The organism is Mycobacterium sp. 852013-51886_SCH5428379 (assembly GCF_001665575.1).
Taxonomy (GTDB): Bacteria; Actinomycetota; Actinomycetes; order Mycobacteriales; family Mycobacteriaceae; genus Mycobacterium.
The window spans coordinates 41,142-56,161 of record NZ_LZSU01000035.1 but is presented as its reverse complement, the minus strand read 5'-3'; the positions used below and the strand labels follow the sequence as shown (position 1 = coordinate 56,161).

The 15,020-nt window shown below is 69.5% G+C and carries 14 protein-coding genes; 6 read left to right on the top strand and 8 right to left on the bottom strand.

Annotated elements, in window-relative coordinates:
- The first annotated feature begins 33 nt into the window (after nucleotides 1-33).
- From A5757_RS14465 to A5757_RS14445, 5 genes are all read left to right on the top strand, one after another.
- Nucleotides 34-1,245, top strand: coding sequence for an NADH:flavin oxidoreductase (locus A5757_RS14465; RefSeq protein ID WP_066835289.1), 1,212 nt, complete (start codon nucleotides 34-36; stop codon nucleotides 1,243-1,245).
- 67 nt (nucleotides 1,246-1,312) lie between these two features.
- Nucleotides 1,313-3,922: an FHA domain-containing protein gene (locus tag A5757_RS14460; RefSeq protein WP_066835287.1), complete on the top strand. Its 2,610-nt coding sequence runs from the start codon at nucleotides 1,313-1,315 to the stop codon at nucleotides 3,920-3,922.
- 139 nt (nucleotides 3,923-4,061) lie between these two features.
- Nucleotides 4,062-5,000 carry a helix-turn-helix domain-containing protein gene (locus tag A5757_RS14455; protein ID WP_066835286.1) on the top strand — a complete coding sequence of 313 codons (939 nt, stop codon included), beginning with the start codon at nucleotides 4,062-4,064 and terminating at the stop codon, nucleotides 4,998-5,000.
- 16 nt (nucleotides 5,001-5,016) lie between these two features.
- Complete coding sequence (locus A5757_RS14450) at nucleotides 5,017-5,658, top strand: rhomboid-like protein (protein WP_066835285.1); 642 nt, start codon at nucleotides 5,017-5,019, stop codon at nucleotides 5,656-5,658.
- Entirely contained in the window at nucleotides 5,645-6,877 is a 1,233-nt protein-coding gene (locus A5757_RS14445; protein ID WP_066835284.1) for an alpha/beta fold hydrolase, read from the top strand. The genes A5757_RS14450 and A5757_RS14445 overlap by 14 nt, the downstream gene beginning before the upstream one ends.
- Here A5757_RS14445 and A5757_RS14440 read toward each other — a convergent pair.
- The 7 genes from A5757_RS14440 to A5757_RS14410 all read right to left on the bottom strand — a co-directional run bounded on the left by A5757_RS14440 (nucleotide 6,864) and on the right by A5757_RS14410 (nucleotide 12,868).
- On the bottom strand, nucleotides 6,864-7,682 hold the full coding sequence (locus A5757_RS14440) for a transglutaminase family protein (protein ID WP_082929475.1): 819 nt from the start codon (nucleotides 7,680-7,682) through the stop codon (nucleotides 6,864-6,866). The genes A5757_RS14445 and A5757_RS14440 overlap by 14 nt on opposite strands.
- 117 nt (nucleotides 7,683-7,799) lie before the next feature.
- Complete coding sequence (locus A5757_RS14435; RefSeq protein WP_066835282.1) at nucleotides 7,800-8,351, bottom strand: pentapeptide repeat-containing protein; 552 nt, start codon at nucleotides 8,349-8,351, stop codon at nucleotides 7,800-7,802.
- Nucleotides 8,352-8,354: 3 nt separating this feature from the next.
- Nucleotides 8,355-8,891, bottom strand: a complete 537-nt coding sequence (locus A5757_RS14430) for an ATP/GTP-binding protein (RefSeq protein WP_231983991.1) — start codon at nucleotides 8,889-8,891, stop codon at nucleotides 8,355-8,357.
- A 58-nt stretch (nucleotides 8,892-8,949) separates the two neighbouring features.
- Nucleotides 8,950-9,312 carry a DUF742 domain-containing protein gene (locus A5757_RS14425; protein WP_066835277.1) on the bottom strand — a complete coding sequence of 121 codons (363 nt, stop codon included), beginning with the start codon at nucleotides 9,310-9,312 and terminating at the stop codon, nucleotides 8,950-8,952.
- A 7-nt stretch (nucleotides 9,313-9,319) separates the two neighbouring features.
- Nucleotides 9,320-9,736, bottom strand: coding sequence for a roadblock/LC7 domain-containing protein (locus tag A5757_RS14420; protein ID WP_066835275.1), 417 nt, complete (start codon nucleotides 9,734-9,736; stop codon nucleotides 9,320-9,322).
- Nucleotides 9,733-12,084 carry an ATP-binding protein gene (locus A5757_RS14415; protein ID WP_231983989.1) on the bottom strand — a complete coding sequence of 784 codons (2,352 nt, stop codon included), beginning with the start codon at nucleotides 12,082-12,084 and terminating at the stop codon, nucleotides 9,733-9,735. The genes A5757_RS14420 and A5757_RS14415 overlap by 4 nt, the downstream gene beginning before the upstream one ends.
- 178 nt (nucleotides 12,085-12,262) lie before the next feature.
- The gene (locus A5757_RS14410; protein WP_066835271.1) at nucleotides 12,263-12,868 is read right to left on the bottom strand and encodes a trans-aconitate 2-methyltransferase; all 606 of its coding nucleotides are present in this window, start codon (nucleotides 12,866-12,868) and stop codon (nucleotides 12,263-12,265) included.
- Between the two features lie 27 nt (nucleotides 12,869-12,895).
- On the opposite strand from A5757_RS14410, the gene A5757_RS14405 reads away from it, so the two are divergent.
- Nucleotides 12,896-13,348, top strand: a complete 453-nt coding sequence (locus tag A5757_RS14405; RefSeq protein WP_369815952.1) for a tRNA (cytidine(34)-2'-O)-methyltransferase — start codon at nucleotides 12,896-12,898, stop codon at nucleotides 13,346-13,348.
- Nucleotides 13,349-13,370: 22 nt separating this feature from the next.
- On the opposite strand, the gene A5757_RS14400 is transcribed toward A5757_RS14405, so the two are convergent.
- Nucleotides 13,371-15,002 carry an EAL domain-containing protein gene (locus A5757_RS14400; protein ID WP_082929474.1) on the bottom strand — a complete coding sequence of 544 codons (1,632 nt, stop codon included), beginning with the start codon at nucleotides 15,000-15,002 and terminating at the stop codon, nucleotides 13,371-13,373.
- Between the last annotated feature and the right edge of the window lie 18 nt (nucleotides 15,003-15,020).

Here is a 15,020-nt window from a genome sequence, read left to right as displayed (position 1 = left end):
CATTGTGACAGGAGCCTGTGGCAGGCTTCGGGTATGAACACCACGCCGGATGTGTTCACCCCGGCCAAGCTCGGCCCGGTGACATTGCGCAACCGCATCATCAAGGCCGCCACGTTCGAGGCGTCGACGCCGAATGCCCTGGTCACCGACGACCTCATCCATTACCACCGGCTCCCCGCCGCGGGCGGGGTCGGCATGACCACCGTCGCCTACTGCGCGGTGGCCCCCGGAGGACGCACCGACGGATGGCAGATCTGGATGCGCCCGGAGGCGCTGCCCGGCCTGCGGCGGCTGACCGAGGCCGTGCACGCCGAGGGCGCGGCGGTCAGCGCGCAGATCGGCCATGCCGGTCCGGTCGCCAACTCCCGCACCAACAAGGCCAAGGCACTGGCGCCGGTACGGTTCTTCAATCCGCTGTCGATGCGGTTCGCGAAGAAGGCCAGCCGTGAGGACATCGCCGACGCCACCGCCGCGCACGCCACCGCCGCACGGCTGGCGATCGACGCCGGTTTCGACGCCGTGGAGATCCACCTCGGCCACAACTACCTCGCCAGCTCGTTCCTCAGCCCGCTGATCAACAAGCGCAGAGACGAGTACGGCGGATCGCTGGAGAACCGGGCCAAGGTCGCGCGTGGGGTGGTCAGAGCGGTCCGCGACGCCGTGGACAGGTACGGGGCCAAGCAGTTTGCGGTGACCGCCAAACTGAACATGACCGACGGCATCCGCGCCGGGATTCCGCTCGAGGAGTCGCTGCAGACGGCCAAGTGGCTCGAGGAGGACGGCGGGCTGGACGCCCTGGAACTCACCGCGGGCAGCTCACTGGTCAACCCGCTGTACCTGTTCCACGGCGACGCCCCGGTCAAGGAGTTCGCCGGCGCGTTCAAGCCGCCGCTGAGCTGGGGCATCCGGATGACCGGCAAGAAGTTCTTCCGCGAGTACGCCTACCGCGAGGCGTTCCTGCTCGACAAGGCCAGGTTGTTCCGCGCTGAGCTGACGATGCCGCTGATCCTGTTGGGCGGCATCACCAACCGCGAGACGATGGATCTGGCGATGGCCGAGGGCTTCGAGTTCGTCGCGATGGGTCGCGCGCTGCTCGCCGAACCGGACCTGCTCACCCGCATCCAGGCCGAAGAGCAGACCGGGTCGGTCCGCTCGGCATGCACCCACTGCAACAAGTGCATGGCGACGATCTACAGCCACACCCACTGCGTGGTCACCGGAGCGCCGGACTCGCTGCGGGTCTGAGACGACGTGTCCGACACCGCCTGAGGCACCGCTCGATCCGGGCCGGGTACCTATACAGTTGACCCCGATGAGCCGACCTGTCCCACCTGCGCTTTCCGTTCGGTACGAGGGATCGACCCGCACTTTCGCCCCCGGCAACGACGTGGTCATCGGCCGCGATCTGCGGGCCGACGTGCGGATCGCCCACCCCCTGATCTCGCGGGCGCACCTGGTGTTGCGCTTCGACCAGGGGCGGTGGGTGGCGATCGACAACGGCAGCCTCAACGGCATGTTCGTCAACGGTCGCCGGGTACCCGCCGTCGACATCCGCGACGGTCAGACCCTGAACATCGGCAACCCCGACGGGCCGCAGCTGACCTTCGAGGTGGGCCGGCACCAGGGCGCGGCGGGCAGTCCCCCGCAGACCACCGTCGTCCCCGTCGCGCGGCCCGCCACGTCCGGTGGTTGGGGCCAGCAGCAGTCCGCTCCTCCTCCGGCGCCGCCGATGTCGCGGCCGCAGCCCCGGTATCCCACCGGACCGCACCCGACCGGCTATCCGGCCAGCGCACCGCAGCGCCACCCGACCGCCGGCCAGCCGGTGCGCCACACCGCGACCAACAGCGCGCTCGCGCCGCCGCTGTCCCAGCAGGCCGGGCTCGAACCGGTCACCCGGATGGGCCCCACGGCCGCACCCCGCGCGAGCGCCGGCGAGGGCGGCGGCAACCTCGCGACCAGCATGCTCAAGATCCTGCGCCCGGGTAAGCCGGCGGAGGCGCCCCCCGGCGCGATCAAGATCGGCCGCGCCAGCGACAACGACATCGTCATTCCCGACGTGCTGGCCTCCCGCCACCACGCCTCCCTGGTCCCCGTGGCCGGTGGCACCGAGATCGTCGATGCGCGCAGCATCAACGGCACGTTCGTCAACGGCAACCGGGTCGAGTCGGCCCGGCTCAGCGACGGCGACGTCGTCACCATCGGCAACATCGACCTCGTCTTCTCCGGCGGCACGCTGGTGCGCCGCACCGAGTCGGCGATCGCGACCGGTACCGGCGGCCTGGACGTGCACGGCGTCACGTGGACGATCGAGAACAACAAGACGCTGCTGGACAACATCTCCCTGACGGCGCGGCCCGGGACCCTGACCGCCGTGATCGGCCCCTCCGGCGCGGGTAAGTCCACCTTCGCCCGGCTCGTCGCCGGCTACACCCATCCGACGAACGGTTCGGTGCTGTTCGAGGGGCACAACGTGCACGCCGAGTACGCCTCGCTGCGTTCCCGGATCGGGATGGTGCCGCAGGACGACGTCGTGCACGGACAGCTGACCGTGCGGCAGGCGCTGATGTACGCCGCCGAACTGCGGCTGCCCCCGGACACCACGAAGGCCGACCGCGAACAGGTCGTCATGCAGGTGCTCGAGGAACTCGAGATGACCAAGCATCTCGACACCCGGGTGGACAAGCTGTCGGGCGGGCAGCGCAAACGCGCGTCGGTGGCCCTGGAGCTGCTGACCGGCCCGTCGCTGCTGATCCTCGACGAACCGACCTCCGGTCTGGACCCGGCGCTGGACCGCCAGGTGATGACGATGCTGCGCCAGCTCGCCGACGCCGGCCGCGTGGTGCTGGTGGTCACCCACTCGCTGACCTACCTGGACGTCTGCGATCAGGTGCTGCTGCTGGCCCCCGGCGGGAAGACGGCGTTCTGCGGTCCCCCCGCCGAGATCGGCCCATCGATGGGCACCACCAACTGGGCCGACATCTTCAGCTCGGTGGCCAGCGATCCCGAGGGCGCCAACCAGCGCTACCTGGCCCTGCACGGCCCACCGCCGCAGCAGCCACCCACCTCCGAACCGGTCAACCTCGGCGAGCCGTCGAAGACCAGCCTGCGCCGCCAGTTCTCCACGATCGCGCGACGGCAGATGCGGCTGATCGTGTCCGACCGCGGCTACTTCATCTTCCTGGCGCTGCTGCCGTTCATCATGGGCGCGCTGTCGATGTCGGTGCCCGGCACCGTCGGGTTCGGCGTGCCCGACCCGATGGGCAACGCCCCGAACGAACCCGGCCAGATCCTGGTCCTGCTCAACGTCGGCGCGATCTTCATGGGCACCGCCCTGACGATCCGCGACCTGATCGGCGAACGTGCGATCTTCCTGCGCGAACAGGCGGTCGGTTTGTCCACGACGGCGTATCTGCTGGCCAAGGTGTGCGTGTACTCGGTGTTCGCGATCGTGCAGTCGACGATCGTCACCGCCATCACCATCGCGGGCAAGGGCACACCCACCCAGGGCGCCACGTTCCTGGGCAGTGCGACGCTCGAATTGTTCGTCGGGATGGCCGCCACGACCGTCACCGCGGCGATGGTCGGCCTGGCGCTGTCCGCGCTGGCGCGCACCAGCGAGCAGATCATGCCGCTCCTGGTGGTGGCCATCATGAGCCAGCTGGTGTTCTCGGGCGGCATGATCCCGGTGACCGACCGCATCGGGCTCGACCAGCTGTCCTGGATCACGCCGGCCCGCTGGGGCTTCGCCGCGTCGGCTTCGACGGTCGACCTGACCAAGCTGGTGCCCGGTCCGCTGACCCCGAAAGACGCCCATTGGGAGCACACCAGCAGCGCCTGGCTGTTCGACATGGCGATGCTCGTCGTGCTGAGCCTGTTCTACGTCGGGTTCGTGCGCTGGAAGATCCGACTCAAGAGCGGCTGATCCGCTGCCCGCGGACGCCGGATGAGCGTGCGGCAAAGCCATGCACCTGCCCGTTGAGCCACGGTAAGGTCACCCTATCGAGGAGCTGACGTGGGAGGAACGTCAGTCGCCGTGGAGTAACGCCCGTAGGGGTCCTGGTATGGCAACGGAGATCCAGCACACGAGCTGGACGACCACCGATCTCGGCGAGGCCTGCGACAGGCTGGGCACCGAGTTCGGCGCCCGACTGCGCGTCGGCGAGTTCCGGGGCGCCGCGAAGCGGTTGAGCGTCGACAAGCGCGGGACCGAGCAGTTCCAGTGCGGGACCGTGCGCCTACCCACCCAGCTGCACTTCGACTGCGTCGACAACGACGTCGTCATCGTCAACACCATGCAGGCGGGCATCCTCGGCGGGATCGGCGGGCTGCACGATTTCGCCTACCGCCGCGGGGACGTCTTCCTGTCCAATTTCCCCGGCGCCCACTACCGCTGCCACACCGACCACACCGCGGCACACATCGTCGCCCTGCCGACCTCCTACTTCCTCGACGCCGTCGGCGCCTCCTCCGCGCTGCGCTTCCTGTCGGTCAACCCGGTCAGCCCCGAGGCGACCAAACGCTGGATCGAGACCGTCAACCACGTCGAGCAGATCCTGCGCACCAAGGACGCGCAGACCGAGCTGTCACTGGCCAACACCGCCAGGACGCTGGCCGCACGAATCCTCGAGACCTTCCCCACCACCACGACGCCGGCCACGACCTATCCCGGCCGGCTGCTGCCCAACACGCTGCGCCAGGCGATCGACTTCATGGAGGAGAACGCCGGTGTCGACATCGGGGTCTGGGAGATCGCCCGCGCGGTCGACGTCACCCCGAGCGGGATCGCCTACCTCTTCCGCCGCCACCTCGGCATCACCCCGATGGCCCACCTACGGCAGATCCGGCTGCGCAACGCCCATCAGGAACTCGTCGACGCCGATCCGGCCGCCACGACCGTCGGCCGCGTCGCCGCCCGGTGGGGCTTCGCGCGGCCCGGATCGTTCGCCGCGCTGTACCGCACGTGTTACGCCCAGAGTCCGTACGTCACGTTGCGGGGCTGATCTGTAGGGTCGCAAGGTGATCCGCGCGTGGCAGGTAGTGGTCCGACACGTCTCGCAGGCCCCGGCCACGTTCGGCTGGCTGCTGGTGCTGCTGGCCACCACCCGCGTCCAGCGCTCCGCCGGCCACGACCGCGGGCAGCTGATCCGCAGCCAGTCGACCAATCTCCACCATCTGTCGAACGAGCCGACCCGTGTGCTGACCGCGAGCCTGTTCTGGCTCGACGGCCGCCGGTGGTGGCCGTACGTGCTGCCCTACGTCACCGTGCTGGCCCCCGCCGAACGCCGGCTGGGCACCTCGCGCTGGCTGGCGGTCGGGTTGGCCGCCCACGTCACCGGCACCTACCTGGGGCAGGGCTATCTGCGCTGGTCGATCGAGCGGGAGAAGGCGCCGCCGAAGCTGGCCGAGGCCAGCGACGTCGGGGTGAGCTACTTCCTGCTCGGGGTCGCGGGCGTGCTGTCGGCATACGTCCCGCGGCGGTATCGGTGGCTCTGCCGGGGTGCGGCGGTCACCACCCTCACCGCCAACGTCGTGGTGCGCCCCACGTTCACCGAGGTCGGGCATCTGAGCGCGTACCTGACGGGCCTGGCGCTCGGCCCGCTCGCACCCGATGCGCATGAGCGGCCGTATCCGGGTATCCACCGGCATGCGGACAGCTGACATCAGAGCCCTCGGTGAGGTCGCCGGCGAGGGCCTCCACGTACTCAACGACATCGTGCGCGGTATGCATACCGGGATCTCCGGACGGGTGTTCTCCTCGATCGGGCCGGTGGCGCGGCCCGTCGAGATGGTGCACGACGCGATCGCCCACACCGTCTACGGCGCCGTCGGTCTGGCCGGGCAGCGGGTTCCGGCCGCGGTCGGCGCGCTGGCCGCCTCGGGTGCCGGCGCAGACACCGACGCCCCGATCGACGAGCAGCCCGCGGCCAGTCTGGCGATCGCGGCGTTGAACGGCCTGTACGGCGACGAGCTCGCCGACCGCGGCAATGCGCTGGCCCACGGTATGGCGGTGCGGGTGGACGGTCGCCGGGTCGACGTGACGCCGGAGGCGGTCGCGGCCGCATTCCCGGATGCGACGAACCGGGTCGTGGTGTTCGTCCACGGGCTCATGCAGACCGAGGCATCGTGGTGCAGGCCGCCGCGCCCCCAGGTCGAGGCACCCGATCCGCGACCGTACGGTGAGCGGCTGCACGACGACCTCGGGTTCACGCCGGTGTACGTGCGCTACAACACCGGTCTACACATCTCCACCAACGGCCACGAACTCGACGAGTTGCTGACCGCGATGGTCGCGGTGTGGCCGGTCCCGGTCCAAGACATCGCCCTGGTCGGGCATTCGATGGGCGGACTGGTCGTCCGCAGCGCCTGTCACTACGCGGCAGACGGTGACCGCCGATGGGCGACGCTGGTGCGGCAGGTGGCGTGCCTGGGCTCGCCGCACCTGGGTGCGGATCTGGAGAAGGGCGTCAATGCGGCGTCCTGGGCGTTGGCCCGCCTGCGCGAGACCCGCGCCATCGCACGGTTTCTGAACCTGCGCAGCGACGGCATCAAAGATCTGCGGTACGGCGCGCTGCTCGACGAGGACTGGCGCGACGGCGATCCCGACGAGTTCCTCCGGGACCGTTGCGGAGAGGTGCCGTTCCTGCCCGACGCGTCGTACCACTTCGTCGCGACGTCGACGGCGCCCCGGGTGGCCGGTGCGGTGTTCGGCGACGTGCTGGTGCGGCCGGCGAGCGCCTCGGGTCGGGGTAAGACGCGGCGGATTCCGTTTGAGGAGTCGAACGGTCTCGTGCTGACCGGTCTGCACCACTTCGACCTACTCAACCACCCCGAGATCTACGACCGGCTGCGCGCTTGGCTCGGCGTCACCGCAGGGTGACGAGCTCCTGAACGGAGTCGCGCGGCAGGTCCCCCTCGACGATCGCGGTGACGACCATGTTCTTGAGTTCGATCTGGCCGCGATGGTTGTCGAGGAACGCGGTGTCCGCGGCGTCGCGCCCGGTGGCGATGCGCACCATGGATTGCCGAGGCGCCAACAGGGTCGCGTCGACGACGCGCCATTGATCCTCGACGTAGGCCTCGGCGACGGCATGGAAGTCCATCGGGCTGCAGCCGGGTGCGTACACCGAGACCAGGCGGGCCGGGACGTTGACGGCACGCAACAACGCGACGACCAGGTGGGCGTAGTCGCGGCACACACCCGCGCCGGCGAGCAAGGTGTCGGCGGCACCGTCGATCGGATCACTGGAACCGGGCACATAGTTGAGCCGGGTGCCGACCCACGAGGCGATCTTCTCGAGCAGGGTGGTGGTGTCGGCGAGATCGCCGAATTCGGTTGCGGCGAAACCGAAGAACTTGTCGGCCTCGGCGTAGCGGCTGGGCCGCAAATAGGTCGACAGGTCGATCTCGCGCACGGGCGGCGGGTCGGCCAGTCCGGTCACCGTCGCCTCGTAGGTCGCCCGGACGAGGCCCTCTGCGGCGTCGAACTTGTGGATGCGGGTGCCGTGCTCGCCGATGATCTCCTGCGGCGTGACGGGATTGCCGTCGTGCAGGAAGGTCAGTTGCTCTTTGACCTCGGCGCCCGGCTGGGGGGCGAGGGTGATCTGGAACTCGAGCGTGGTGGCTGCGGTGACCTCCACGTCGAGTTCACAGCCGACCGTGCGGATCATCGTGTCGCTGGGCATCGGCCAAGTGTCCTCTCGATCCTGGGCGGACGCAGCGCGGGGGTGGGTCGAGAAAGCAGCCGTCGTGTCACGTCCCCTGACATACCCGGACACACGTTCGGCACACGTTCGACTGCCTCACTCCCCGTGGACGTCGAGTCCGTGTGCCGCCGCGTACAGCAGCGCCTGTTCGATGTCGACGCGCGCACCGCGCAACTTGGCTGTCGTCCAGAACGTCGGATCGGCTCGCGCCCCACGCAGATCGGCCTTCTCGAAGCGGGCATTCTGCACCCGTGCGCCCTGGAGGTCGGCCCGGCGCAGCACCGCATCACGCAGGTCGGTACCGACGAGGCTGGTCTCACGCAACCGGCAGTCGGAGAGGTCGACGCCGCGCAGATCGCACCCGGCCAGCACTGCGAGGGTGAAGTCCATCTCCACGACAGTCAACGGGCGCAGGCGGCACTCGGTTATCTCCGAGCCGAGCATGCTGCAGTGTCGAAAGGTGCTGTGCCACAGCGATGTCCGCCGAAACTTACAGTTGCGGAAGGCCGACCCGACATGCTCGGACTCTGACATGTCCGCCCCACTGAAATCGCAGCCGTCGAACACCACGCGTTCGGTGCGCAGCCCGCTCAGATCCTCGTCGCGGAACTCATGGCCGACGAACTCCTGATCACTCCACTCAGCCACCGGTCAGCCCGGCAATGCCGAGAGGCGGTTGAGCGAATACTCGGTGATCGTGATCAGCGCGGCGCGGGCCGACTGCCGGTTGCGGGCGTCGACGCTGATGAGCGGAACGTGGTCGGCCAGCGCGAGCGCTTTGCGCACCGACTGCGCCGGATACACCGGCGCGCCGTCGAATTCGTTGACGGCCACCAGGAACGGCAGCCTGCGGGCCTCGAAGAAGTCGATCGCGGCGAAACTGTCCTGCAGGCGACGGACGTCGACCAGCACGATCGCGCCGATGGCCCCACGCACCAGGTCGTCCCACATGAACCAGAACCGGCGTTGCCCCGGCGTCCCGAACAGGTACAGCACCAGATCGTCGGCCAGGGTGATGCGGCCGAAATCCATCGCCACGGTGGTGGTGCGCTTGTCCGGCGTGGTCTCGAGCCCGTCGACACCGGCGGAGGCGTTCGTCACCAGCGCCTCGGTTCGCAGCGGCATGATCTCCGAGACCGCTCCCACGAATGTGGTCTTGCCGGCACCGAAGCCGCCGGAGACGACGATCTTGGTGGCGGATGAGCGCTCGCGCGAAGACCATGTGGGAGCGGAGTGCCGGCGGCGGTCAGAGTGCTCGTAGGCCACGCAGTGTCCTTCCTAAGAGTTCGCGCCGCTCGTCTGTCGTCGAATCACCGAGGGTGGTGTGCACCCGCAGATAACCCTGCGCCACGAGGTCCCCGACAAGCACGCGCGCCACGCCGAGAGGCACCGACAAACGTGCCGAGATCTCCGCCACGGACGGTCGTCCCTCGCACAGCGCCAGGATGTCGCCGCGGACATCACCGGCTGGCCAGCGTGGTGCATCCGACGTCTCCAGGGTCTCGACCGGAGCCTCCACCGGCAAGTCGACGCCGGCTTCGGTCCGCCCCGCGGTCAGCGTGTAGGGCCGGACCAATCGCGGTTCGGAAGCGGATACCGGATCGTCCACGCGTCACTCACGAGTGCTGATGCGACCGTCGGGCCGCCTGCACGACAGTCCCCACGCGCTCGACGAGGATCGCCATCTCGTAGCCGATCTGACCGATGTCGCACGACCGCGTCGCCAGGGTGGCGAGGTTCGACCCGTCCCCCACCCGCATCAGCAGCAGGAATCCCTGCTCCATCTCCACTACGGATTGCAGCACGTAGCCGCCGTCGAACAGCTGCGCCGCACCCGTGGCCAGACTGGCCAGTCCGGACGCCACCGCGGCGAGCTGGTCGGCCCGCTCGATGGGCATGTGTTCGCTGGCGGCCATCAGCAGACCGTCGGCCGACACCAGCACCGCGTGCGAGACCCCGGCCACGTCGCGGGCGAATCGCGAGACCAGCCAGTCCAGCGATTCCCGTTGCGTCGGACGTGGCGGATAGGTCATTCGCGGTCGGTTCCTCTGGTTTCTCGAGCGTGTTGCCGCCCGGCTGCCACGCCACCGAAATGGCTGCTGATGCTGGCGCGGACGGCCTGCGGATCACGCTGCGGTTGCGCCGCCGATGCTACCTCGCCCGGCGTGTCGTCGCCGCTGCCCGGAACGAGCCGGGCGCCGGGATCGCGGACCGGCAGACCGTCGTCGGTGACCTCACGGACCGGGGCTTCGTCGGCGGCAGCGGCGGCCGACCAGCCGTGGTCCCACACCGTCTTCCAGTCCAGATCGGTGCTACTGCCCAGCTCGGTCGGGTCGATCAGCCATTCCGAGAGCATGGACTGGTAGATCGCATCGTCGGATCCGGCGTTGGCGCTGACCGCGGGCGCGGGCGGACTCGCCGGGACGGGATCGGGCTCGGGCACGGGGTCAGGTTCGAGGGCTGGCGCGACCGTGATCCCGCTGGCCCCCGGATCGCGTTGCGGCAACAGCAGCCCGGGCTCCTCGACAGGCTCCCGGGTCGGCAGCGGCGGCGGCGCAGGTTCGACGGCCGCGACGGGCGGCTCCGGGTCGCGGACCGGCGGCGGCGCCTCGTATCCGGCCAGCAGTTGGGCCGGTACGTACACCCCGGCCGTCATCCCGGAGTTGGGTTCGTCGGCCACCGTGCTGCGCAACCGCACCACGAATCCATGCTGGGCGGCCAGCCTGCCGACGACGAACAGACCCATGTGACGTGCGGTGTACGGGGTGACCTCGCCGCCGGACTGCAGGCGCGCGTTCGTCACCCGCAGATCGGTCTCGGTCATGCCGAGCCCGAAATCGCTGACCTCGATGACCAGCCCGCCGTTGCCGGTGTGCACCCCGGAGACCCGTACCTCGGAGCCCGGCGGCGAATGGCGCAGCGCGTTGTCGAGCAGTTCGGCGAGCAGATGAATGAGATCGCCCGCGGCTGACCCGACGATCCAGCTGTCGGGCACCGTCGTGGTGACAACCCGGGTGTAGTCCTCCACCTCGGAGGCCGCCGCGTTGATGATCGCCGTCACCGGCATCGCTTCGGCGCGGTCGCGCGGGATCCTGGCCCCGGACAGCACCAGCAGGTTGGCGCCGTTGCGCCGCATCCGGGCGGCGAGGTGGTCGAGACGGAACAGACTGTGCAGCCGCTGCGGATCGTCCTCTTCGCGCTCGAGTTGATCGATCAGGGCCAGCTGCTGATCGACCAGCGACCGGCTGCGCCGCGACAGCGTTTCGAACATGTCGCCGACCTGCAGCTGCAGCCGGGACTGTTCGGCGGCCAGCAGTACGGCCTGTTCGTGCAGCTCATCGACGGCGTGTGCGACCTGACCGATCTCCTCGGTGGTGTGCACCGGGATCGGGGTCACCGGTCCTGGTTCGGCGCCGCCGCGCACCTGCTCCACCTCCCGCGGCAGGTCCTCGTGCGCGACCCGCAGCGCACTGTCGCGCAGCCGGCGCAGCGGCTGCACCAGCGAACGCGCCACCAGCAGCACGACGGCCAGCGCGGCCACGATCGCCACCAGGACGATCACGGTGTCGCGGATGGCCGCGGAGCGCTGCGCGTCGGCCCGGTCCGCGACGGCAGCCGGGATCTGCTCGGCGTTGTCGGCGATCAGCCGGTCGGCGATGGCGGCCGTCACCTGCTGGGAGGCCAGAAGTTCGGGATTGCCCGCGAGGACGACCGCGGGGTCGGCGATCAGCGCCATCCTGGCGAACATCTCGCGGCGCAGATCGGCGGCCTCGGTGGAGGCGCCGCCGAGCAGTTCGGCCATCCCCGAGACGGTCGACGGTTCCGTGCCGGCCAGGGTCACCAGCGCGGCCCGCAGCACCGGTTCGGGCAGCTCGGCGCCCCGCGTGACGAGCATCGTCTGCATGGCCATCTGCCCGCGGGCACCGATCGCGCGCGCGAGGCCGTCGGCCCGCGCCTGCACGTCCCCGGCGTCGGCACGGGTCGATCCGGTGACGGCCGTCTCCGCGGTCAGCAGCAGCGGTGCGTAGGTGGTCACCCGCTCGCGTACGTCGATCGAACCGTCCGCGACCCCGTCGACCAGCTTCTGTCCCAGGTCCAGCAGGTTGGTCACGGCCAACCGCACATCCGGCAGGGCGTCAGTCTCCGCGAGCCGCTGCCGCAGGCTGTCTCTGCGGTCGTCGAAGTCGGCGGCCGAGGCGTCGGTGAAGACGGCGCCCTCCAAGGCGGCCAGGTAGTCGCTGATCGCGGGGATCAGTTCGGCGCGCTGCGCGGCCAGCCGCGAGTCGGTGGCGTCGTCGACGTTGGCGGCGATCCGCAGCCCGCCGAAGACGCCGGCCAGGATCAGCGGCACCAGCACGATGGCGAACACCTTCCAGCGCACCGGCCAGTTCGCCGGCGACCACCGGGCCGGCCGCCGGGTGGGCGGTGAGGTGTTATGCCTGATAGGAGTGGAGATTCGCCGATTATGGCAGTCGCCGACACCGGTTTGAAGAGTTGTTCCGAACGGGGATCGGTTCGTGACCGGACCGATGCGCCGCCATCATCGTCGGATGTGCGGGTTACGCCGGCCGGAGCAGGGCGACGAGGAAATCCGAATCCGCGGTGAACGGTCGCAGATCCCAGCTGGACAGCAGCAGATCCGGCTCCAGCCCCGCCTCGGCGGCGTCGGCGAGGAACTGGCCGAACTCGTAGTCGCGGCCCGCGCCGAAACCGATCACCGCCCGTCCGTCGTCGCTCAGGTGGGCGCGCAGCCGCGACAGCACCTGCGTCCGGGTGCTCGGGGCGAGGAAGGTCATGACGTTGCCGGCCGACACGATCACGTCGAACGGCTCGGCGATGCCGCGTGCGGGCAGGTCGAGTTCGGCGAGATCGCCGACGAGCCAGCGCGGTCCGGGATGGTCGTGTTCGGCCGCCTCGATGAGTTCCGGGTCGACGTCGACACCGACCACGTCGTGACCGACCTCGGCGAGATAGCCGCCGACCCGACCGGGGCCGCAGCCGGCATCGAGGATGCGGGCGCCGCGCGGGACCATCGCGTCGACGAGGCGCGCTTCGCCGAACAGATCGTCACCGGCGCGCGCCATGGCGCGGAATCGCTCGATGTACCACCGCGAGTGCCCCGGATCGGCCTCGACTTTCTGCATCCAGAGACTGGTGTCGGCCATGCGAGCATTATCGCTGTGTTCAAGGTGATGTTTTATTCACCCCGGATCGCGCCCAACACCGGCAACGCCATCCGCATGGTGGCCGGCAGCGGATGTGAGCTGCACCTGGTGCAGCCGCTCGGCTTCGATCTGTCCGAGCCCAAACTGCGCCGGGCTGGTCTGGACTACCACGATCTCGCCTCGGTGACCGTGCACGACGATCTGGCCGCCGCGTGGCGGGCGATCGCGCCGACGCACGTGTACGCCTTCACCGCCCATGCCACCACGTCGTTCGCCGACATCGCCTATGAGCCCGGCGACGTCCTGATGTTCGGCCCTGAACCGACGGGTCTGGATGCCGAGACGCTGGCCGATCCGCACATCACCGCCCAGGTGCGGATCCCGATGCTGGCGGGCAGGCGCTCGCTGAACCTGTCGAACGCCGCCGCGGTCGCGGTCTACGAGGCCTGGCGTCAGCACGGATTCACGGGAGCGGTTTGAGCTGCTCCTGCTGCTGCGCCGGTTACGCCTCGCGGGTGCGGTCGGCGGTGATGTCGATGATCTGCGAGATGAAGCACTGCGGCTGGTCGCGCGGGGCGCGCACGAGCACGACGGTCAGCGCGCCCCACACGACGCGGCCGTCGGCGGCGAGGTAGCGCTTGTCGATGCGGTACGAACGTCGGCGGCCCTCGAGGCAATCGTTCAGCAGCGACAGATCGGTGTCGAGATCGTCGGGATGGGTGATGTCCTGGAACGTCCGGCTGGCCAGCGCCCGCCGCCCGTATCCGAGCATCGAACGCAGCGCCCGGTTGGTGCGCAGGAACTTCCCGTCCAGTCCGACGACCGCCATTCCGATGGGTGAATGGGCCAGCGCAAGCTCGAATCGCCGCTCCCCCAACAGATCCACGGCGGTGGGCAAGGGCGCATCGCGCGCGGCGGCCACACCGGCGGGCGGGAATCCGTGCGTGTACGGCCGGGGACGGCCCAGATAGAAGCCCTGCGCCCACGTGATGCCCGCCGCGCTGAGGGCGTCCAGTTCACCCTGGGTCTCCACCCCCTCGGCGATCGCAACGGCGCCGATCTGACCGGCGAACTCTGCGATCGCGTGGGCCAGTCGCCTGCGGGCGTCGTCGACGTCGATGTTGCGGGTGATGGATTTGTCGATCTTCAGGAAGTCCGGCGCCAGCTCGAGCACGTGGGAGAACGAGGCGAACCCGGCGCCGACGTCGTCGACCGCCACCCGCATGCCGAGCAACCGGCAGGTCTCCAACACGTCGTCGAGTGCGCCGTAGTTGGGCACGGCGTCGTGTTCGGTGATCTCCAGGACGAGTCGCGACGGGTCGACGTCGTTGAGCAGCGTGCTCCATGACGCCTTGAGCGCGGCCGCGGGTGAGATGTTGATCGACACGAACACGTCGGCGGGCAACTGCCGCATCAGCGTGAGGACCCGCTCGACGATCGCCGTCTCCAGTTCGATGCCCAGTCCCAGCCGGCCGGCCTCCTCGAAGAACAGGTCGGGTCGGAACGGTTCGCACGGGAAGCGGGCGAGCGCTTCGAGCCCCAGCACCTTGCCGGTCGCCACGTCGTGCATCGGCTGGAAGACGACCTCGAAATCGCGTTCGGCCACGACCCGGCGGATGGCGCGGTGCTGGTCGACCGCCGAGCCGGCGTCCGGTTCGTCGTCGGACGGCCGCATCAGAGTGCCGAGGAGTTCGGCGACCTGTCGGACGGTGCGGAGGTCGGCGTCGGCGAGCTGCGGTTTGGGTTCGTCGCTCGCCGCGCACAGCATGCCCATCGGGGTGCCGTCGGCGCCCATCACGGGCACCCCCACGTAGGCGCCGAGGTTCCACTCGCGCGTGACGGGGAGCATGGCGGTGATCTGGTTGGCCGAGGTGTCCGGGATGACCGACGGTAGACGTCCGTCGATGACCCGGACGCCGTAGGACTCCGACAGCGACGCCCGGTCGCCGGGCCAGCGGCCGAGTGCCGCGGCGTTTCCGTCGACGACCTCGAAGGTCTGTATACCGCCGTGGAACGACGACAGCCACGCGGTGTCCAGGCCGAGCCGGTGGCGCACGAACTCCAGCAGGTTTTGAATGAGCTCGACCGGGATGGCGTCGTCGGCGACGACGCCGTCACCCCGATCGACGGTCATAGCGAAATGGTAAGTGGA